Raw genomic sequence first — 21,998 nt, forward strand, 5'->3', positions numbered from 1 at the left:
GAGTGAAGGAAGAGATTATGGATAAAACAGCAATTAAAAAATTTGCAGTTAACGCGCGCCGATCGCTCATTGAGGACATTAAGCTTAAAGCGGCTTCGTTGGGGATCTCTGAAGCAGGTGTGGCAGATAAGTTACCGATTTCAACGTCTGAAGTTGAATACTATAAGGATGAACTAGGCGGGATTACAGGTCAGAACATCGTTAAGCGGCAACGGTTCGTCGATGAGTTAGAACGACGAGCAACGAAAAGTGACTTTAAAACAGCCTTTCATGATTTAGTAGAAGAAGTTGCCTATACGTGGTTTAACCGAATTATTGCGATTCGTTTTATGGAAGTGAATGACTATCTGCCGAGTCGGACACGAGTCTTATCCAGTACTGAGAATCGAAATGAACCAGATATCATGGTCCATGCATTAGATGTCGAAAGTGACTTGGGTGGGTTTTCCTCCACAGAACGTGATCTGATCAATAAAGCTTTAGATACTGAGCAACCGACAGACATGGATGCCGAGTATCATATGTTATTTATTAAACAGGCCAATGCTTTGAACAAGAACCTGCCATATTTATTCGAAAATACTAATGATTATGCAGAATTATTGTTCACTCCCAACTATCACGACGGGGTAATCCAGCATTTGATTACTGATGTTAGCGAGGATGATTTTAACGTGGCTGTTGGTGGTCAGGTGGAGATTATTGGGTGGCTGTATCAGTACTATAATACGGAACCTCATGATCAAGTCGTCAATATCACCGGTGGCCCGGTTAAAAAAGCTGACATTCCCGCAGCAACTCAGCTTTTTACAACGGACTGGGTTGTTAAATATATGGTTGATAACTCCTTGGGAAAGTATTGGCTGGAACGCCATCCTGAGAGTAGCCTCCAAGATAAGCTGGAGCTTTTACTTCCTGGTGATATCGAAATTATTAGCGATGGCGAATCTGTTGAAGATTTAAAAGTCATTGATAATGCCATGGGATCAGGTCATATTTTGGTGTATGCCTTTGATGTCTTAATGCAGATCTATCAAGAACAAGGTTATTCTGTCAGAGATGCCGCTATCCTGATTATCAAGAATAATTTATTCGGGCTGGAAATTGACCAGCGGGCGTATCAACTGTCCTACTTTGCGTTGATGATGAAGACTCGTCAATTTAATCGTCGCGCCCTATGGAATGGTGATTTTGAACCGAACGTTTTTGTCTTTGAAGATACTGACGATATTTCAGAAGAATTTATGATGCGAATACCCGAGAAATTTCAAGCGGACTTGAAGGATATCATAGATAAATTCAGTAATGCCCGTGAATTGGGGTCAATCATTGACTTTGGCAATAAGGACTATGATTTTCAAGATTTACGAAAGGCCATTGCATCGGTAGATGTTGAGGGATTGGATGTTTTTGGTTTACGAGAAACTAAAGAGAAGCTATTACGAGTTCTGTCAATTGCTGAAGTTTTGACGAATCACTATGAAGTGGTTGTGACGAATCCACCATACATGAACAAGATGGATGCGGCGCTGAAAAAGTATGTTAAGAAGCACTATGCAGACTACTCTGGAGACTTATTCTCAGTGTTCATTTTTAATAACAGTAATCTAGCTAAATCGGGTGGTTATTCCGCCTTCATGACGCCATTTGTATGGATGTTCATCAAAACCTATGAGAAATTACGAAAGTATTTGATTGAGACGAAAAAAATTGATAGCCTCATTCAGATGGAGTATTCTGCATTTGAGGAGGCAACGGTACCAATTAATACGTTTGTGATGAAGAATGTGACAAATGAATCCATTGGTACTTACGTAAAACTTTCTGCTTTCAAAGGTGGCATGGATGTCCAGAAGGATAAGGTTCTTGAGGCAATCGCCAACCCTGATATTAACTACCTTTATCGAACTAACCAAGCGAACTTTGCGAAGATTCCCGGAATGCCGATTGCTTATTGGGCTAGTCGAAAATTATTCTCGTTGTTTTCAGAAGATATTAGACTTTCTAAATATTTCCGAGGAAAAGAAGGTCTTGGAACCGGAAACAACGCGAAATTTTTGAGATTCTGGTTTGAACTTGCTGAAATACATGGAGGTTGGCATCCATATCAAAAGGGCGGATCGTATAGAAAATGGTATGGAAATAATGAATATTTCGTAAATTGGCAAAATAATGGTGCATCGATGAAAGCAATGCCTAAATCTAATATTAGAAATTTGGATTTCCAAAATAGAGCTGGCATAACATGGTCCGCCATTTCATCTGGTAAGCCCTCTTTTAGATACACTATTCAAAAATACTTCTTTGATTCTAAGGGACCAATGATGTTTTCTACGATCAATAGTCCTTATCAAATAGCCTTAGCATTGCTAAACTCTAAAGTTTCAGAATTCATTCTTTCTTTTCTTTCACCAACATTGGACTATCGACTTGGTCAGATACAAATGATTCCGTGGTTACCTGTAGTGAATAATGCATCAATAGTCATTGATTTGGTTGACAATGCTATTTATTTATCAAAATTCGATTGGGACTCTTTCGAAACCTCCTGGGACTTCACCACCCATCCACTTTTAATTCACATCGCTGACGATAAGCAAAATAAAATAGATGGTAAGGTTAAAAACGCATTTAGCTTATGGCAAGGTGAGACCCGAGAGCGGTTTGCTCAGCTCAAGTCGAATGAAGAAGAGTTAAATCGAATCTTTATTGATCTGTATGGACTGGACGATGAACTAACGGCAGAAGTAGCTGACAAGGATGTTTCTGTACGGTTGGCTGATGAAGAACGCGACATTAAGTCGTTTCTGTCGTACTTTGTAGGTGTTGTATTTGGTCGTTATTCATTAGATATTGAAGGATTGGCTTTTGCTGGTGGCGAATGGGATCAAAGCAAATATCAGTCATTTGTGCCAAACGAAGATAACCTATTGATGCTAAACGATGCTGACTACTTTGGTGATTCACGCGATATTATTTATCGTTTGAAGACATTCTTAGCGGCTACTTTTGGGTCAAAAACAGTTGACGAGAACGTTGCCTATATCGCCTCTGTGATTGGTAAAAAGGCTGATTCAGATGAAACAGCCATTCGTCGCTATTTTGTGGAAGACTTCTTTAAGGATCATAAGAAGATCTATCAAAAGCGGCCAATATACTGGGAATTTAGTAGTGGCAAGAACAATGGTTTTAAGGCATTGATGTATCTCCATCGCTACGATTCTGATGAACTGGCAATGATTCGGACGAACTATCTACATCCACTGCAGGGAAAGTATGAATTACGAATTGAGCAGCTGACTCAGCTAGCAAGTAGTGAGACGGTAGCAAGTCAGAAGAAACGCTATGAAAAAGAACTCAAGCATTTAAATCAGCAACTGACTGAAATTATTAAGTATGATCCATTGATTCAGCATATTGCTAACCAGAAAATCAAACTTGATTTAGATGACGGGGTTGTCGTCAATTACGATAAACTTCAAGATGGCAGCGCCATTTTATCTAAGCTGAAATAAGCTAAAGGGGACTTCTCAAATCAATGAGAGGTCCCCTTTGTGCCAAGTTATGTGCCAACTATTTTGAAATATTATTCAAGATTGAGATGATCTTTTCTTGGTCCTGAGATTCAAGTTCTTTGATGATGTGTAAGTACGTTGATTGCGTAGTTGTGATGTTACTGTGACCTAATCTACGAGAGACTGATAGGACACTAACTCCTTTGTAGAGCAGGATTGATGCGTGTGTATGTCGTAGGCCATGAAAGGTGATTCGGGGAATCCCAAGTTGTTCTAACTTTTCTGTCAGCATCTTATTGATTTCAGCACTAACCAAAATGTGACCAGCCATGTTCATGAAGATGGGGCGATTTGAATTCAGAAAGTGAAGATTTAAAAAGTTTTGAAGTTTTTGAACGGTCTGCTGGTCGATGGCAATGTCCCGGACCGAGGATCGAGTTTTGGTCTTCATAAACCCAGTCTTATACTTGTAATCCCAGGCTTTGTTCACAGTGATTAGATTATCTTTTAGGTCGATGTCACTTGGTGTGAGCCCTACGATTTCACCATAACGCATGCCAGTGACAGCCGCCAGGTAAACAATCATTTCGCCAATTTGTGATGTGTCGAGATTGAGCAGTAGCGTCTTCCAATCATCATAGTTCAAGGCTTTTGCAATCTTAAGTCGTTCTTTACCAGTTATCACAGCTTTTCTAGTTGGGTCGGTAGTAATGATCTTTTCATCTAACGCTTCCAAAATGCAGGCACGAAGCTGTTTGTGGAAACAAGAGACGGTTCTTTTAGCGTGGTCTTCGGCGAACTTATTTAACTGTTCTTGGTAGATCAGCTTGGTTAAATCTTTTAACTTGAGATCGCCAAATAGCTCGTTGGCATGCTTAGCAGTATTTTGATATTTATTATAGGTAATTGGTGTTACGGCATTTTGTTTGTAAACTCGAATCCAGCGCTGGTAGTAGGAGACTAAAGATTCACTACCTGACTGGACAGTTGTGAGGTTAGGGTGCTCTGTCTGAACTTTACTAGCAGCCAGAATGGCTTCAGATTTGAGCAGAAAGCCTGATTTACGAAGCTTCTTGTACTTTCCATTGTGATCCTTATAGGAGATTTCATACTGCCAAGAATTACCACGTTTACGATAACTTACCATGTTTTTCCCTCCATTGCGTGTTTATTGGCACAATTTTGTCACAGATTGACTAGTTAGCCAACGGGAGAACGACAGTGTGATAGATTATCGTCAGCGATGTGAATTAGGAGTGGATGGGTGGTGAAGTCCCAGGAGGTTTCGAAGGAATCCCAATCAAATTTTGCTAAACTATTTGATGCACTACTAAGCATAGTCACAGTTTCTGTATTCTTAACTTTCAAGGGAATATTCTTAATATTTACAACTTGAAAATTTAATGTAGGATTTTGTACTTGCAAAATATAAAATGCAACTTTTGTGTTCAATAGTGCTTCTAAATAGAAAAGAACATCATTACTGTCTGAAAATAAGGATGAACCTGCTACATCAAAGATCGATCCCATTGTTGAAAATCGCACACCAAAATTACTCGAACTAATAAACGACCAGGTTAGTCCTTGCTTGAAGTAGAAATTTTCATTGGTGATTTTCCATCCTAAATTGTCCCCTAATTGTGGATATTTTCTCTTTGTGTCATCTTTGATTTCTTTGCCATCATTGGCCCAATTGACGACATACTCATTATTACCATACCATTTACGATAGTTTCCCCCTTTATCATAAGGTACCCACTTTACATAATCGAAAGTCTTATCAGGGTTAGTTAGATGTGGATCGAATGAAGAAATTCTGATTTCGTACCATAGCCTTAAGAAACGACTATTATTTCCTGTACGCATACCTAGTCCCACGAAAGATATGTTCGAGACTGAGGGGTTGTTTTTAAATTGGTTAGTTAAAGATTTAGGAATCCAATAAGCAATCGGCATCCCGGGAATCTTCGCAAAGTTCGCTTGGTTAGTTCGATAAAGGTAGTTAACATCAGTGTTTTTAACTGCGGCTAGATAGGCCCGTTCCTTTTTTTGCTGTGAATCGAAACTAACTAATCGCTCATAAGTACCAATATAATTAGCAATAGTCTGGTGCTTGAACACGAAGGTTGTAGATTGAACAACCTCTCCACCAATTTCTTCAAATGCTCGTGTACCCAAATGTGCCATGTTAATCAGCGTATCTGCCTTCAGAACTGAACGTAATTTTTTAAAACTCGAAAGAAACATCCAAGCGTGTTGTGTAATCATGGCATAATAGCCATCCCTATCAGTTAAACTACGTAGTCGTTCTATGAACACCGCAAAGAGGTCAGACTTACTATTAGGAAAATGTTTTTTCACATATTTTCCAAGGACTGAATCCATCTTACCGGAACCCATGTACGGTGGATTCATCGCACCAATAGTAAACTGTCGTGACAGTATTTCCCCAACGGTACTAATTTCACGCAACTTATCCTGATTCTCTACTAACACAATAGAATTCAATGACAGTTGTCCTGCACTTAATTTCTGATTACTAATCCGCGTAATCATTGACCAATCCACGGGCTTAGCCAACTGGACTAACGAACCATACTCGTTTCCATAACGAAATTTGTCCAACAAATAATCCAGCTGCTTTTCTTCATCCTCAGACTGAAGAAATTCTTGAAAATCTGCACTTGATAATTCGCCTGATTCTGGAATATCAAATACATTTGGGCGAATGTTCAAAGTTAAAAAGCGACGATTAGCGCCACGAGCCTTCATCATTAACGAGAAGTAAGCCAATTGGAAGGCACGAGTATCAATATCCAATCCATAGATGTTTTTTTGAATAATTAGCTTTGCTGCATCTCTACGTGAGTAACCTTCACGTTCATAGATTTGCATAAAGACTTCGAAAGCATAGATCAGGATGTGACCGGAACCCATTGCAGCATCGATAAGGGTAACCTTCTCAATGTTTTCAGCTGACAGTTTAGTTGATTCAGACTGAATCGAAACTTGTTCCGTTTGATTAGCGGCTGGCATGAAATAGCGCCAACCAAAATCATCTGCAATTTCTTTGTCGGAGCGGTAATCTCCTCTAGCTTTCAGGACATCAATCCAGTAACGTCCCAGTGAATTATCTACCATGTACTTTACAATCCAGTCAGGTGTGAAAAGCTGGGTCACAGCAGGGATATCGGATTCAAGATATTTTTTCTTCTTGAATGCCTGATCTTTCGGCTCCGTATTATAGTACTGATACAGCCACCCAATAATCTCCACCTGACCACCAACAGCCACGTTAAAATCATCCTCGCTAACATCAGTAATCAAATGCTGGATTACCCCGTCGTGATAGTTGGGAGTGAACGATTAATTTCATAAATTCTGCTGCAGGTCGTATGGGTTTACGTTATGATTAGGCTATATCATAAAACGACTAAAAGGGAGTAAGCATCGTGGCAGATGTCGACACTAATCAAATTATTAAAACCTTGAAAAAACGATTCACCGATCAACAGCAATTTGTTTTCTGGTACGATGACAACGGTGATTTTACGACGAGTATTGCTGAGATTCAGGAAGCCTTAACGGGGATTGCAGATGTTATCGTTATGGCCCCAGGTCATCAGCTGGAAACAAAGCAACAGTTATTGGCCTTACCATATCAGACGAAGGCATTGGTCTATTCGCCGGTCCCCGAACCAGCACTTGAGGAAGACCATTTACGAAACATCGTGCTGTATTCTGGCATTTTTACAGCTGATTCCAAAGAAATCTTACGTAAGGAGCTAGGATTACCAGAGAGCCTAAAGCCTTTCATTAAGCAATATGCTAGTTTCTTCGCTAATGCACGCCGGCGGGCCGTCTTTTCTCGGTATGACGTTGACAGTTATAAAGCTAAACCAGAGTTAGCGATCATGGCTGCTTTGACACCTTTGAATCAACCGATTGTGGACTTCTTTGATCTTCTACAGGAACTACTGGTTAAAGGCATTAAAGACAATCCTGTTTTAAAAGAGTTTGCGCGGTATGGGGTCTTGCAATCGTTCTGGGAAGAGATTGCGGTTCGTTTCGGATATACTGAGGAAGCGCCAGAACTTGAGGGACTAGTTGCAGATCTCTATGTAACCATGGCTTATCAGCAAATGGAAAAGTCAGTACCGGTTAGTTTGAAGAAGTATGACCTTAGTGAATACGCGGCGAATGTCCAGACCTTCGTTCAGCAGTTCGGCCATCGTAGCGAGACGAAAGAGTCTAGTGAAGATACTTTCGACAGCATTGCTGAATTAGTCTGGCAACTGGTAGATAGCGATCGTCTCTTTAGAAACACTAAGATCGATGATTTGGCCAAGTCTGACATATTTCCACGTTTCGACCAACTGATCTTGTTGTGGATTCAAGAGCGGTTACAGCTTGAGGATTTGGATAGCCGGTTGAATGATCAAACGATAGCGGAGCTCACCCGCCAGCGATTGAATACGCACTATGGCAGTCAACCACGTTTTTCTCGACTTTACCGCATGATGCGTAGGGCCTGGAACATTGTCCGGAAAGGTCATCAGCAGCCTGCTGAGGGGCAGCAGGCGATGATAGACCGGTATGTGGCACAAGACTATCGTATGGATACCGATTATCGGAAGTTTACCTATGACTACCAACTTACCGGGCAACCGGAGGCCTTTTCCAAAACCAAGACGTTAATCGAGTCGATTTATATCAATAATTACCTAGATAAGTCTATTTATGCGTGGAATGAAGCATTCGATGTGACTGAGGTTAAACCGCAACACTTACAACGTAATTTTTACCGTTTCTACATTGCACCAAAACGGAATCGAATTGTCGTAATTATTTCCGATGCTTTTCGATTTGAGGCAGCTAAAGAATTAGAGAAACGTTTGAGTCGAGAGGATCAGGTGACGTCGCTGTCGATGGATTATTTGGTGACAGGGTTACCTTCTGTGACTTATATGGGGATGCCCTTTATGCTTCCTAATCGCAAATTAGACCTGCAGGCACGGCAGAAAGAATTAATCGTTGATGGCCAGAAGACCGGTAATCAACAACAACGCCAGGCCATTTTACGGCATCATAATCCTAAGAGTGCCGCGTACAGTTTGAAGGAACTGAAGGGGGACATGTCCAAGGAGTTGCGGGAGAAGTTTGCCGGACAAGAGGTTGTGTATATTTACCACAACAAGGTCGATGCGGTTGGTGATAATCAGAAGACGGAAGATGATGTGTTCAAGGCAACCGACGAGGCCATAACTGAGATCCACCAGTTGATTACGCGGCTACGAACGTTGGGAATTGCGCATATCTACGTGACGGCTGACCATGGGTATATCTATCGACATGATCAATTGGAGGCCACCGATAAGATCGAAATTGAGACGGATGAAAATGATGTGAAGTCCCAACGTTACTTGGTGACGGCACGAGATTTTGACTTACCAGGGATCGGTCGACAAAAGCTAAGTGATATTTTGGCAGATAGATCTGATCAGCGGTATGTTTACTATCCAAAAACAGCGAATGTTTTCAAGGCAGTCGGGTCATTTAACTATGTTCACGGGGGCTCCTCACTGCAAGAAATGATAGTACCGCTGCTGGAAGTGAAGACGACTTCTAACCGTTCAGCTGCACAAGACGTGACGTTAGAACTCTTCAGTATGAACCGGCAGATTACGGCATTGACGGTGCCCCTAGTTTTACGCCAGTCACAACCGATTAGTGCGACAGTTATCCCGGTTGAATTTACTCTGTATTTTGTCAATGAGCAGGGCCAACAGATCTCCGGCCAACAGACGATCAACGCCAATAATCGTTCGGAGTCAGTAAAGGATCGCATGCAAAGTATTCAGTTGATTTTAGCCGATAAGCCTTATGACAAAACCCAGATGTATTCTTTGGTAATTGAAAATCAACGTAGTCACGAGAAAACGAAAATTCCATTTACAATGGATATCGCCGATCTTAATGACTTTAATTTTTAAAATTAGAAAACAATTAAAATGTCCATTGACCTCTAATCTTTGCACGCCTATAATCAATCTCAATACTTCAAAAACGTTGAGGAAAACAGTAACCGACGGGTCGTTGCCAAGTGAGTCACATCAAGTGGAAAGTGATCAATAACTGCCGGTGAAAATCATTTCCGAGTTCGCGACTGAATCAGTAGGCACGCGTGGTGGCCACCATTATCTGGCTAGCGGATGTTCGTCCGTGATGAGCGTTGCGGGTAACCGCAACATAAAAGGTGGTACCGTTCTACTCGTAGAGCCCTTTTCCCGTAATGGGAGAGGGCTCTTTTTGACGCTATGACGATTAAATTGACTAGCTATGGAGGCATCGATATGGAAAATGCAGACGTCACCCCCAAGAAGAGTTGGGGGCAATTACTCGTGGTGAGTTCCTTGATTTTTGGCATGTTTTTCGGGTCCGGCAACTTGATTTTTCCCGTGCATCTCGGGCAACTGGCTGGTCACAATTGGTTCCTGGCCGCGTTGGGATTCGCCATCTCGGGGTCACTGTTTCCATTGCTGGCGATCTTAGCGGTCGTAGTAACCAAAAGTGATGGACTCTTCGATCTCGCCAAGCCCGTTGGTCGGCACTATGCGGCACTCTTTCTAGTCCTGGTTCACCTGACCATCGGGCCATTCTTTGGGACCCCCAGAACGGCAGCCACGGCTTATGAAATGGCCGTGCAGCCTTTTCTGCCAACGCGTTTCAATCCAGTGGGGATGCTGATTTTTACGGCCCTCTTCTTCGGGGCGGCCTACGTTTTGGCCACGCATCAGAACAATCTAGTCAAGGTTGTGGGGAAGTATCTCAACGCTGGTTTTCTCCTGATGTTAGCGGTCATCTTCGTCGTGGCATTTCTCAATCCTATGGGAAACCTTCAGCATGCTGCCACGGTAACCTACCAGACGCATGCGACGGTTCATGGCTTTCTTGAGGGTTACAACACCGTTGACGCAGTGGCTTTATTGGCTCTGAGTGTCACCTTCGTTCATGCCGTTCGGGGCCTGGGTTATCACGACCGTGCACTTACTAAGCTGACTGCTCAGGCGGGGGCTTTAAGTATTGGTCTGGAAATTCTCATCTATTTTGGCCTGGTTCTATTGGGGGCCTTCAGCCTCAGTCGACTCAGTCTATCCGACAATGGTGGGGTGGCACTGTCTCAGATTGTGGGCCACTACTTCGGCAACTTTGGGACGCTCTTTCTCGGTGTTCTAGTAACGCTGGGTGTCTTCACCACGGCGCTGGGACTGGTCACCTCGTTTGCCCAAGACTTCCACAAACTCTTTCCCCGAGTCAGTTACTTGGCGTGGTTACGTGTCACGACACTGGTTTCCTTCCTGGTCGCCAACGCTGGTCTCAACACCATTATTGACTGGTCGTTGCCAGTGCTCATGCTGCTCTATCCATTGTCATTAGCCCTCATTCTCGTTGCGCTAACGGTTTCGAATCGGCCTTACGCGGGGATTGTCTACAAGTTGACGATTGCGTTCACCATGGTTCCCGCCGTCTTAGATATGTTAAATCATTCGCCAGCCGTTGTAACACAGTTAGCGCCAATCCATACCGCGTTAATGGTCTACCATCAAGTTGTGCCATTTGCCAGCTTGGGGTTAGGCTGGATCTTGCCGACCTTCCTGGGGTTTGTCCTGGGAATCGCTTGGGGGCGCCTACGTTGGGCGTTGGTGCCTATAAGCGTGGTTGATCAGGACCGTTAGCCCTTTTGTTCCAAAGCTAAACGGGTTATCATTAACCTAAAAGGGTGGTGAGTCTCGTGGAGCAGGAATCTCTATTTGCAAATCAACAACAGTCGCCGTTGGCTAGCCGAGTACGCCCGCGGTCATTGGCGGAATTTGTCGGTCAGACTCATCTGTTGGGCCCGGGCAAGATTCTCCGCGAGTTGATTGAAAATGACCAAGTCTCGTCGATGATTTTCTGGGGTCCACCAGGTGTCGGAAAGACGACGCTAGCTGAGATTATTGCGCGTCAGACGCAGGCTAAATTTCTTCAATTTAGTGCTGTCAACAGTGGAATTAGTCAGATTAAAAAAATTATGAAACAGGCTGCTAATGACCTTTCGGTGGGGGAAAAGACGATCGTTTTCGTTGATGAAATTCATCGGTTTAACAAGGCCCAACAGGATGCTTTTCTCCCATATGTGGAGCGCGGAAGTATCGTCTTGATTGGGGCGACAACCGAGAATCCGTCATTTGAAATCAATTCTGCCCTGTTGTCTCGATGTAAGGTCTTTGTGCTTAAGGCGCTTCAAAACGATGATATTGAACAACTCTTGAAGAATGCCTTGGCCAATCCGGCCGGGTTTAAGGGCCAGGTTACGATCGGTCCCGATGAGATTCGCGCTATCGCAGAGTTTGCCAACGGAGACGCCCGTTCAGCGTTGAATACGCTGGAAATGGCGGTCCTAAACGGTGATAAACAAGGCCAAAAAGTGACCGTAACCATGGATGACTTGAAACAGCTTATTAATCAGAAGTTCGTGCTATATGACAAATCTGGTGAGGAACACTACAACATCATCTCCGCCTTGCATAAGTCGATGCGTAACAGTGATCCGGATGCGGCGATCTACTGGATGTCACGGATGCTAGAAGGCGGCGAGGATCCTTTATATATTGCCCGACGACTAGTTCGATTTGCCAGTGAAGATATCGGGCTGGCCGACACGAATGCCTTGAACGTGGCCGTGAATGTCTTTCAAGCCTGTCAATTTCTTGGGATGCCGGAGTGCGATGTTCACCTGACTGAAGCCGTGACTTATCTGGCGTTAGCGCCCAAATCAAATGCCGTCTATAAGGCAAGACTAGCAGCTAAGAAGGACGTTCAGGAGACACGAGACGAACCGGTACCACTACAGATCCGTAATGCACCAACCAAGCTTATGAAGGACTTGGATTACGGTAAGGATTATCAGTACGCCCATGACACCAAGGACAAGTTAACCACGATGCAGACGCTTCCCGATGATCTGGTGGGTCACACGTACTATGATCCCACCGATCAGGGGCGCGAGGGGCTCTTCAAGAAACGCCTGAATTACGTGAAGAACTGGCGTAAAGAGCATGCCGCCGATCAGGCGGATCACTCATAGCCATTAGCAGAAATTAACGACTGGGTAGACCCAGAAATGAGGCGCTTTATTATGACGCAACTTTATTTTCTTTGTACCGGAAATGCTTGTCGTAGCCAAATGGCCGAGGGATTTGCCCGTGCACTAGCGCCTAAAGACTGGCAGATTGCTAGTGCCGGTGTCGAAGTGCATGGTCTAAATCCACTAGCCGTGAAGACCATGGCCGAAAAACAGATCGACATTAGCCAGCAGGCTTCCAAGTTAATTGACAGGGACTACTTGCTGAGTAGTGATGTCGTCGTGACACTCTGTGGGGATGCCCGCGATAAGTGTCCCATGACGCCGCCTTCTGTGGAACGTCGTCACTGGCCATTCATCGATCCAGCACAAGCCACCGGGAGTGAAGCTGAACGTCTAGTGGTCTTCCGTGAAGTCCGCGATGAGATTGAGCAACGGGTCACCGACCTTGTGGCCGAACTGCAAGCGAAATAAACTTTTTAGGAAGTCTCAATTATTGGGGCTTCTTTTTCTCGCGGCCAAAAAGGTTTTGCAAGCGTTTCAAAAAGATTGAATAAGTGGTTGAATTCTTTTCATTTATAGGGGATACTGATGTTGGTTGGTTCATTAAACCAATGTGAGACCAATTGGAGGTCCACTGGATGCTGGCGACTCATGGTTAGTCGCGGCGACAGGTTGGTTTGGGAACGCGATTATCACTTTAAGTGAAGGGCAATCGTTTCAATATAAAATGACTATTTAGGAGTGATTGGATGGTTCAACGCAGCATGAATCGGAATCAATTACATGATCAGAATTTAAGACTAGTGTTACAACAAATTTTCAACAACCACCCCACCTCACGAATTGAGATCTCACATCAGTTGCATTTGAACAAGTCGACCGTCTCCTCACTCTATAACACCTTAATGGCAGAAGGCTATTTGACGGAATTAGGTCTAGGAGAGGCATCGACGGCTGGGGGACGTAAGCCAACATTGATCGAAATCAATCGGAACTATGGTTATACGTTGACATTTGATCTAGGGTATCGTCATTTACACGCTTTGGTTACCGGGATTGATGGTCACGTTCGCCAGTACGATCGAATCAAAATGCAGGGAAAAACAATCCATGAAATGGTCGATCAAATTAATCAGTACATTGGGCAGGTGCAACACAGCGATACGACCAGTCATGGCCTGCTGGGGATTTGCTTCTCCATTCACGGAATTGTAAATAATAATCAAGTGAAGACATCTCCATTTATTGAGATGGACGGGGTTGATTTGGAACAAGTCTTTGGGACAGCTTATCAGGTCCCCGTGATTCTGGAAAACGAAGCCAATCTTTCCGCTATTTATGAACGGGATTTCAACGGAGCCCGACACTTGAATAGTGCGGTTACCATCAGTATTCACAGTGGGATTGGAGCCGGAATTATTCTGCACCGCGATCTTTTTCGTGGCGAACACGGGGACGCGGGTGAAATTGGACGATCAGTGGCTAGCATTCAGATGGACGGTGCTGGAGACTCACATCCGGTGCACGCGGAAGATGTGAGTTCAGAGGATGCTGTTATCCGTCAGGTAGAAGAACGCAAAGGGCTCAAAGATCTTAATCGCCAAGCGATTGTCAAGCTTTACCGAGCTGGTGATCCGGAAACGACGGCAATCCTAAAGTCTTTTACGACAGCAATTGCAGGGCTCATTTACAATACAATGCGTACTTTGGACCCAGATGCTTTTTACCTGAACTCACCGTTAGTAGAGGAATTACCAGTCTTATTAGCGTCGATTAAAGCAACGTATCAACAACTGGCGTCAAATGATTTGAGTATAGCAATTACACCTAATGCCAGACTGGCCACAGTTTTGGGGGGCTGTTCGCTCATTACACACCGGGTATTAGAACTGGATGGGTATGAACTGAACTTTGCGCAACCAACTGAAGAACAGACTGAAAGTCATTAGCTGAATTCACCTAACGAAAGATCTGAGAACTTGTTCTCAGGTCTTTTTGATCTAAAAAGAAAGTCCGTTTTAGAAAACGCTTGCAAAAATAAAACAACTCTGTATAATGAACCTTGTGAGTTGGTTGTCGCAACGAACTAACCGGGAGGGTTTAATAAATTATGGACACGAAAACAAATTACTGGAATGGGATCGACAAGATCCAATACGTCGGTCATCAAGATAAAAAGTCAAGCTTTGGATTTCAATACTACAATCCTGAAGAAGTGATTGCTGGCAAGAAGATGAAGGACTGGTTACGGTTCTCTGTTGCCTACTGGCACACCTTTGACCAACGTTTAGTGGACCCATTTGGTGATGGGACCGCACAACGGCCATACGATAACTACACAGATCCAATGGACTTAGCTTTGGCTAAGGTGGATGCTGCTTTTGAATTTTATGACAAGTTGGGTGTTGATTACCTTTGTTTCCATGACCGGGACTTAGCCCCCGAAGGTGATACGTTACGTCAAACCAACGCCAATCTCGATAAAGTGGTTGACAAGATCGTTGACTATCAAAAAACAACCGGGATGAAGGTTCTCTGGAACACGTCTAATATGTTCTCCAACCCTCGTTTCGTTGATGGTGCCGCAACGTCACCATTCGCTGATGTCTTTGCTTACAGTGCCGCTCAACTCAAGCACAGTTTAGAAATCGGTAAGCGGGTTGGTGCCGAGAACTACGTCTTCTGGGGTGGTCGTGAAGGCTACGAATCACTTTGGAACACCAACATGAAGCAAGAACAAGAACACGCTGCTAAGTTGTTCCATTTGGCTAAGGATTACGCTAATGAAATCGGCTTCGATGCTCAGATGATGTTAGAACCAAAGCCTAAGGAACCAACCACCCACCAATACGACTTCGATGCCGCAACCACGATCGCCTTCATGAAGGAATACGACCTGGATAAAGACTTCAAGTTGAACTTGGAAGGAAACCACGCCAACTTGGCTGGTCATACTTACCAACATGAAATTCGTGTTGCGCGTGAAGCTGGTTTACTCGGTTCCTTGGATGCCAACCAAGGGGACAAGTTAATCGGTTGGGATATCGATGAATTCCCTTCAAACTTGTACGAAACTACGGCCGCAATGTATGAAGTTATCGAAAATGGTGGCATCGGGCCTCATGGTGGGTTAAACTTTGATGCAAAGCCTCGTCGTTCATCCTTCGAAGCGAATGATCTCTTCAGAAGTCATATCGTAGGGATGGACAGCTTCGCTGCCGGCTTGCGGATCGCAGCGGCTATGAAGGAAGACGGCTTCCTGGATAACCTGAAGGCTGACCGTTACAGCTCATACAAGTCTGGTATTGGTGCCGATATCGAAAGCGGCAAGGCTGACTTGAAGAGTTTGGAAGACTATGCCTTGGACAAGACCCAAGCTGACTTGGTTGGTGCAACGCACTCCGATCACTTGGAACAAGTTAAGGACACGATTAACCACTACATCGTTGAAACGTTAAGCAAATAATGAGTAATAAGGGACGAACGGACGAGAGTTCGTTCGTCCCTTTTGTAAATCATGACTAGGCGGAAAATTCCGTCGATTGAGGAGGAATGACCGATGGGTAAGTATGTACTTGGTGTCGATCTGGGCACGAGTGCCGTAAAGGTCTCTGCCGTTGACCATGCGGGACAGATCGTTGCGCAAGAGAGTTTTGACTATGATTTGATTCAGAAACAACCCGGTTACAACGAACAGAATCCAGAGGATTGGGTATCCGGCACAACTGTGGCGATTGTTCGACTGATTTTGAATGATCACCTGGCAGCCGAGGATATCGAGGGCCTGAGCTTCTCTGGCCAGATGCATGGGTTGGTCTTGCTTGACGAAAATAATAAAGTCCTGCGGCCGTCAATTCTCTGGAACGATACGCGGAGTACACCGCAACGCGAAGAGATTGAAGCTAAGATGGGCGATCGATTTGTCGACATCACCCGTAACCAACCATTAGAAGGGTTTACACTGACGAAGCTACTGTGGGTGAAAGAAAACGAGCCTGAGATCTGGGCGAAGGCCAAGACCTTTGTCTTACCCAAAGATTATGTGCGCTACCGGATGACGGGTAATCTGGCGATGGATTACTCTGACGCGACCGGGACAGTCTTATTGGACGTGGCTAAGGGTGTATGGAGTCAGGAGGTCTGTGAGGCCTTTGCTATTCCACTGAGCCTCTGTCCACCGCTGATTCAGTCGATTGACTTCGCTGGCACGGTCACGCCGGCCTATGCCGAATTCTCAGGTCTGACCACGGCCACTAAGGTCTATGGTGGGGCTGCCGATAATGCTGCTGGTGCTGTTGGCGCAGGGATCTTGCACCCTAATATGGTGCTATCCAGCATCGGAACATCCGGGGTCGTTTTAAAGTATGAAGATAACGCCGACGTGAATTATCATGGTGTGGTTCAATTTGAAGATCATGCCATTCCCAATAAGTACTATTCGATGGGTGTGACGCTGGCTGCTGGCTATTCGCTGAGTTGGTTCAAGAAGACTTTCGCACCAGCAGAGGACTTTACGGACGTGGTGGCGAGTGCGGGTCGATCAACGGTCGGGGCCAATGGGCTGTTGTACACCCCCTATATCGTCGGTGAGCGGGCGCCTTACGCTGACGCGGACATTCGGGGAAGCTTTACCGGAATTGATGGGACCCACCAGCGCTACGACTTTGTTAGAGCTGTTTTAGAGGGGATCGTCTACTCCTTTAAAGACCTCTTTGATATCTATGAAGAAAACGGTGGTGACTTTGATACGGTCGTTTCCATCGGGGGTGGGGCGAAGAGTCCTCTCTGGCTGCAGATGCAAGCGGATATCTTTAATCGTAAAGTGGTCAGTCTGAAGAACGAACAAGGTCCTGGCTTGGGTGCCGCCATGATTGCGGCTACCGGTCTGGGCTGGTTCGACTCGCTTCAGGACTGTGCCGAGACCTTCGTTCATTTCGGGAAGGCTTACGACCCAAACCCTAAGAACGTTGTAAAATATGCCAAGATGCACGCGATCTACAGCCAGGTTTACCAACAAACGAAGTCGATTAGTGCTCAGTTGTTGGACTACCGGCGGACGGAATTGGCGTCTCTTTAGATTTCCTTTACAGAAAACTCGGGTGATCCGAGTTTTTTTAGAGAAGATTTAGAAAACGCTTCCATTATTAAACTAAACATGCTATGCTATCGTCATGGTTGGTTGTATAACTCAACCAACTCAAAAATTGACCAACTTACAATTCAGCACAACTTCCACATACTGCACTTTTTAGAATTTATGGCGTGAGCCGTATAAGGAGCGATATCTATGCGTAAAGTTTCGACCGGATTTGTTTATTTTTTTGGAGCCCTTGGGGGATTACTCTTTGGTTATGATACCGGGGTTATCTCTGGTGCTATCTTATTTATTCAAAAGCAGATGCACTTGGGTTCATGGCAACAGGGATGGGTCGTGAGTGCCGTTCTGCTGGGTGCCATTCTTGGGGCTGCCATCATTGGACCGTCCTCTGATAAATATGGGCGGCGGAAGCTCCTCTTATTATCGGCTATTATTTTCTTTGTCGGGGCATTAGGTTCTGGGATGGCACCAGAGTTCTGGACACTCATTATTTCTCGAGTAGTCTTAGGGATGGCAGTGGGGGCGGCTTCCGCTCTAATTCCGACCTATCTCGCAGAATTATCACCTGCCGATAAGCGGGGAACGGTGTCTAGTTTGTTTCAACTGATGGTGATGACGGGGATTCTATTGGCCTACATCACTAATTACGCCTGGGCGGATATTTACACCGGCTGGCGTTGGATGTTAGGATTTGCCGCAATTCCTGCTGCACTGTTGTTTTTAGGGGGATTAATTTTACCTGAAAGCCCGCGTTTCTTAGTGAAGACTGGGCATGTTGATCAGGCTAAAGCGGTCTTAGATACGATGAACAAGCATGATACGGCAGCCGTCGAGGCTGAACTGAGCCAGATTCAGGAGCAGGCTCAGATGAAAAATGGTGGCTGGAACGAACTCTTTGGTAAGATGGTGCGGCCATCACTAACAATTGGAATCGGATTAGCGATTTTCCAACAAGTCATGGGCTGCAATACGGTTTTGTACTACGCGCCAACTATCTTTACTGATGTTGGTTTTGGAGTCAACGCAGCGTTACTCGCACACATTGGTATCGGGGTTTTTAACGTGATTGTAACGGCGATTGCCGTGATGATTATGGACAAGGTCGACCGAAAGAAGATGCTGAATATTGGATCCGTTGGGATGGGGATTTCTCTGTTTGTCATGAGTGCCGGAATGAAGTTCTCCGATGGGTCACAAGCAGCGGCCATTATCTCCGTGATTGCCCTGACAATCTATATTGCCTTCTTCTCTGCAACCTGGGGTCCTGTGATGTGGGTCATGATTGGAGAAGTTTTCCCACTGAATATTCGAGGATTAGGGAACTCCTTCGCGTCCGTGATTAACTGGACAGCAAACATGGTGGTTTCTCTGACTTTCCCTGCATTATTGAACTTTTTTGGAACGGGGAGTCTCTTTATCGGTTATGGCGTGCTCTGTTTCGTGGCCATTTGGTTCGTTCAGAAGCATGTCTTTGAGACTCGAAACCGTTCATTGGAAGAAATTGAAGCAACCTTACGAAGTAAGGCTGGCGAACCAGCTGCTATTAGTGCTACAGAATAAATGAATTTGGTTTGAAGCCGAGAATTTTCTCGGCTTTTTATTTTTGGAAAACGCTTCCAACAGGATGAGGAAAGTGTTATTCTAATATCATGGTTGGTTGTGACAATCAACTAACCTAATGACTAGCCAACTTACAAAAAACTTCAAAAAACTACGGCGATGAACCGACAAAAGGAAGTCAGAAAATGCGAAAAGTTTCAACGGGATTTGTTTACTTCTTCGGCGCCCTAGGTGGGTTGCTCTTTGGGTATGACACTGGGGTTATCTCAGGAGCCATCCTCTTTATTCAGAAGCAAATGCACCTAGGCTCATGGCAACAAGGATGGGTTGTAAGTGCCGTTCTACTGGGGGCCATTCTAGGAGCCGCTATTATTGGTCCATCGTCTGATAAATATGGTCGTCGTAAACTACTCTTATTGTCAGCTGTCATCTTCTTTATTGGTGCCTTGGGGTCAGCTTTCTCGCCGGAATTTTGGACACTGATTATTTCTCGGGTCATTCTTGGGATGGCTGTGGGGGCCGCATCGGCCTTAATTCCAACTTACTTGGCTGAATTAGCACCTGCCGATAAGCGGGGAACAGTTGCCAGTTTGTTCCAACTGATGGTGATGACCGGAATTCTATTAGCCTACATCACAAACTATGGGTTTGCAGGCATTTACACCGGATGGCGGTGGATGCTCGGCTTTGCCGCAGTGCCAGCAGCCTTACTTTTCTTTGGTGGGTTAATCTTACCGGAGAGTCCCCGTTTCTTAGTTCGAACGGGCCGCCTCGATGAAGCCCGTGCCGTTCTTGATACCATGAACAAACATGACACGGCAATCGTGAACCGAGAAGTTGAACAAATTCAATCACAGGCGCAAGTTGTCAGTGGGGGTTGGTCCGAACTCTTTGGTAAGATGGCCCGGCCTTCTCTAGTGATTGGGGTTGGACTGGCTATCTTCCAACAAGTCATGGGGTGTAATACGGTGCTTTATTACGCGCCAACCATTTTCACGGATGTTGGTTTCGGTGTTAGTGCAGCACTCCTGGCCCACATTGGAATTGGGGTTTTTAACGTGATTGTCACGGCGGTTGCCGTATCTATCATGGATAAGATTGACCGAAAGAAAATGTTGACTATCGGGGCTGTGGGAATGGGAATCTCCTTGTTCATTATGAGTTTCGGGATGAAATTTTCTGGTGGGTCGCAAGTTGCGGCTATTATCTCTGTAATTGCTTTAACCATCTACATTGCCTTTTTCTCCGCAACTTGGGGTCCTGTGATGTGGGTCATGATTGGGGAAGTCTTCCCATTGAACATTCGGGGACTAGGGAATTCATTTGCCTCCGTAATTAACTGGACGGCGAATATGATTGTTTCCCTAACGTTTCCCTCATTGTTGGATTTCTTTGGAACTGGTAGCCTCTTTATCGGATATGGTATTTTGTGTTTCGTTTCCATCTGGTTCGTCCAGAAGAAGGTCTTCGAGACTCGAAACCGTTCATTGGAAGATATCGAAGCTACTTTGCGGGCCAAAGCTGGTGACGAATCCGCAGATTTAGCAACAAAATAAGGAGTTTAATCTTTGGAGTCGTTCCTGTGAGGACGGCTCTTTTGTTATCTCGAGGACCGGAGAATAGATTCGAGTGGTTTCGACATACCATGCTATACTAATGACAACTAAGTTCAAGAATCGTTAAGGGGTGTTCACATGATCCAAGACTTCGAAGAATTCGTTGATAAGATTGAGAACCCGGACCATCAAGTGCGGATGCGGCACGTATTGGAATGGGTTCAATCGGAATTTCCACAGTTGAAACAGCGATATGCTTGGAATCAACCGATGTTTACCGATCATGGGACCTTTATCATTGGCTTCAGTGTGGCCAAACCACACCTGGCCTTTGCGCCAGAGGGCGTGGCCATGGAACGCTTTGCGGCGGAGATTGCTGCTGACAAGTATAATCCAGGTAAGAAGTTTGGCCGGATCAAATGGACGCAGGACGTCGATTACGAGTTGCTCCACCAGATCATTGCTTTTAACATTGCGGATAAGGCCGATTGTACGACGTTTTGGCGTAAGTAATTATCCACCAGCGTAGCTGGTGGCTTTGTATCCGCCCTAGAAGGGCTTATCACACGCAAAAAGCCCCTTAAAGGGGCCCAGCAAAAGACTACCAACCGCTGACTCTCGTTTCCTTGGTAGTTTTTTTACTTCTTAAATGGATCTCGATATTCACGCTTCGTCATACTGTCATTTACACGATCTTCAGCTTCTTGATTGCGAATATATTTTTCTATTGTCTTTTGGTTCAAACCAACTGTACTCACGTAATATCCACGAGCCCAAAAACTTCGATTTCCATAATTGTACTTTAAATTCGCATGGCGCTCATGAATTATCACGGCACTTCGCCCTTTCAAATACCCCATAAAACTAGCGACACTCATCTTAGGTGGAATTCTAACCAGCATATGGATATGGTCTGGCATTGCATGCGCTTCAATAATCTCAACATCTTTTAACTCACACAATCTTCTTAATATATGGCCAATATCTGCTCTTAACTCTCCAAAAATAACTTTTCGCCGATACTTGGGGCAAAAGATTATGTGGTACTTACAATTCCATCTAGTATGTGCTAAGCTACTATCGTCTTTGGACTTCTTAGACATGTAAAACACCCTTTCGATACTATTTTTGGTTGGTAGCCG

Annotated in this window: 14 protein-coding genes; 11 read left to right on the forward strand and 3 right to left on the reverse strand. The window is 44.7% G+C overall.

Annotated features, from left to right (window positions below; translation table 11 throughout):
* Positions 1-17: 17 nt before the first annotated feature.
* Complete coding sequence (gene pglX / locus EKM71_RS02795) at positions 18-3,515, forward strand: BREX-1 system adenine-specific DNA-methyltransferase PglX (protein ID WP_125573156.1); 3,498 nt, start codon at positions 18-20, stop codon at positions 3,513-3,515.
* A gap of 58 nt (positions 3,516-3,573) precedes the next feature.
* On the opposite strand, the gene EKM71_RS02800 is transcribed toward pglX (EKM71_RS02795), so the two are convergent.
* The gene (locus EKM71_RS02800; RefSeq protein ID WP_125573157.1) at positions 3,574-4,662 is read right to left on the reverse strand and encodes a tyrosine-type recombinase/integrase; all 1,089 of its coding nucleotides are present in this window, start codon (positions 4,660-4,662) and stop codon (positions 3,574-3,576) included.
* A 53-nt stretch (positions 4,663-4,715) separates the two neighbouring features.
* Positions 4,716-6,851 (reverse strand): BREX-1 system adenine-specific DNA-methyltransferase PglX, encoded by a 2,136-nt coding sequence (gene pglX / locus EKM71_RS02805; RefSeq protein WP_225417982.1) that lies wholly within the window; start codon positions 6,849-6,851, stop codon positions 4,716-4,718.
* 116 nt (positions 6,852-6,967) lie between these two features.
* Here pglX (EKM71_RS02805) and pglZ point away from each other — a divergent pair, with 116 nt between their 5' ends.
* The 10 genes from pglZ to EKM71_RS02855 all read left to right on the forward strand — a co-directional run bounded on the left by pglZ (position 6,968) and on the right by EKM71_RS02855 (position 21,369).
* A complete protein-coding gene (gene pglZ / locus EKM71_RS02810) occupies positions 6,968-9,508 on the forward strand; it encodes a BREX-1 system phosphatase PglZ type A (RefSeq protein ID WP_164504704.1) in 2,541 nt (846 codons plus the stop codon).
* Positions 9,509-9,868: 360 nt separating this feature from the next.
* On the forward strand, positions 9,869-11,251 hold the full coding sequence (gene brnQ / locus EKM71_RS02815; RefSeq protein ID WP_125573159.1) for a branched-chain amino acid transport system II carrier protein: 1,383 nt from the start codon (positions 9,869-9,871) through the stop codon (positions 11,249-11,251).
* Positions 11,252-11,307: 56 nt separating this feature from the next.
* A complete protein-coding gene (locus EKM71_RS02820) occupies positions 11,308-12,642 on the forward strand; it encodes a replication-associated recombination protein A (RefSeq protein WP_125573160.1) in 1,335 nt (444 codons plus the stop codon).
* A 51-nt stretch (positions 12,643-12,693) separates the two neighbouring features.
* The gene (gene arsC / locus EKM71_RS02825) at positions 12,694-13,113 is read left to right on the forward strand and encodes an arsenate reductase (thioredoxin) (protein WP_125573161.1); all 420 of its coding nucleotides are present in this window, start codon (positions 12,694-12,696) and stop codon (positions 13,111-13,113) included.
* Positions 13,114-13,391: 278 nt separating this feature from the next.
* Positions 13,392-14,591: an ROK family transcriptional regulator gene (locus EKM71_RS02830; RefSeq protein ID WP_125573162.1), complete on the forward strand. Its 1,200-nt coding sequence runs from the start codon at positions 13,392-13,394 to the stop codon at positions 14,589-14,591.
* Between the two features lie 161 nt (positions 14,592-14,752).
* The gene (xylA, locus tag EKM71_RS02835) at positions 14,753-16,108 is read left to right on the forward strand and encodes a xylose isomerase (protein ID WP_125573163.1); all 1,356 of its coding nucleotides are present in this window, start codon (positions 14,753-14,755) and stop codon (positions 16,106-16,108) included.
* 93 nt (positions 16,109-16,201) lie between these two features.
* A complete protein-coding gene (gene xylB / locus EKM71_RS02840) occupies positions 16,202-17,719 on the forward strand; it encodes a xylulokinase (protein WP_125573164.1) in 1,518 nt (505 codons plus the stop codon).
* A 210-nt stretch (positions 17,720-17,929) separates the two neighbouring features.
* Positions 17,930-19,300: a sugar porter family MFS transporter gene (locus tag EKM71_RS02845; RefSeq protein ID WP_125573165.1), complete on the forward strand. Its 1,371-nt coding sequence runs from the start codon at positions 17,930-17,932 to the stop codon at positions 19,298-19,300.
* A 185-nt stretch (positions 19,301-19,485) separates the two neighbouring features.
* Complete coding sequence (locus tag EKM71_RS02850; RefSeq protein ID WP_125573166.1) at positions 19,486-20,856, forward strand: sugar porter family MFS transporter; 1,371 nt, start codon at positions 19,486-19,488, stop codon at positions 20,854-20,856.
* Positions 20,857-20,994: 138 nt separating this feature from the next.
* The gene (locus EKM71_RS02855) at positions 20,995-21,369 is read left to right on the forward strand and encodes an iron chaperone (RefSeq protein ID WP_191986160.1); all 375 of its coding nucleotides are present in this window, start codon (positions 20,995-20,997) and stop codon (positions 21,367-21,369) included.
* A 125-nt stretch (positions 21,370-21,494) separates the two neighbouring features.
* On the opposite strand, the gene tnpA is transcribed toward EKM71_RS02855, so the two are convergent.
* Positions 21,495-21,959 carry an IS200/IS605 family transposase gene (tnpA, locus tag EKM71_RS02860; protein ID WP_125573167.1) on the reverse strand — a complete coding sequence of 155 codons (465 nt, stop codon included), beginning with the start codon at positions 21,957-21,959 and terminating at the stop codon, positions 21,495-21,497.
* Positions 21,960-21,998: the final 39 nt, after the last annotated feature.

Origin of the sequence: Levilactobacillus huananensis (assembly GCF_003946145.1) — a bacterium.
GTDB lineage: Bacteria > Bacillota > Bacilli > Lactobacillales > Lactobacillaceae > Levilactobacillus > Levilactobacillus huananensis.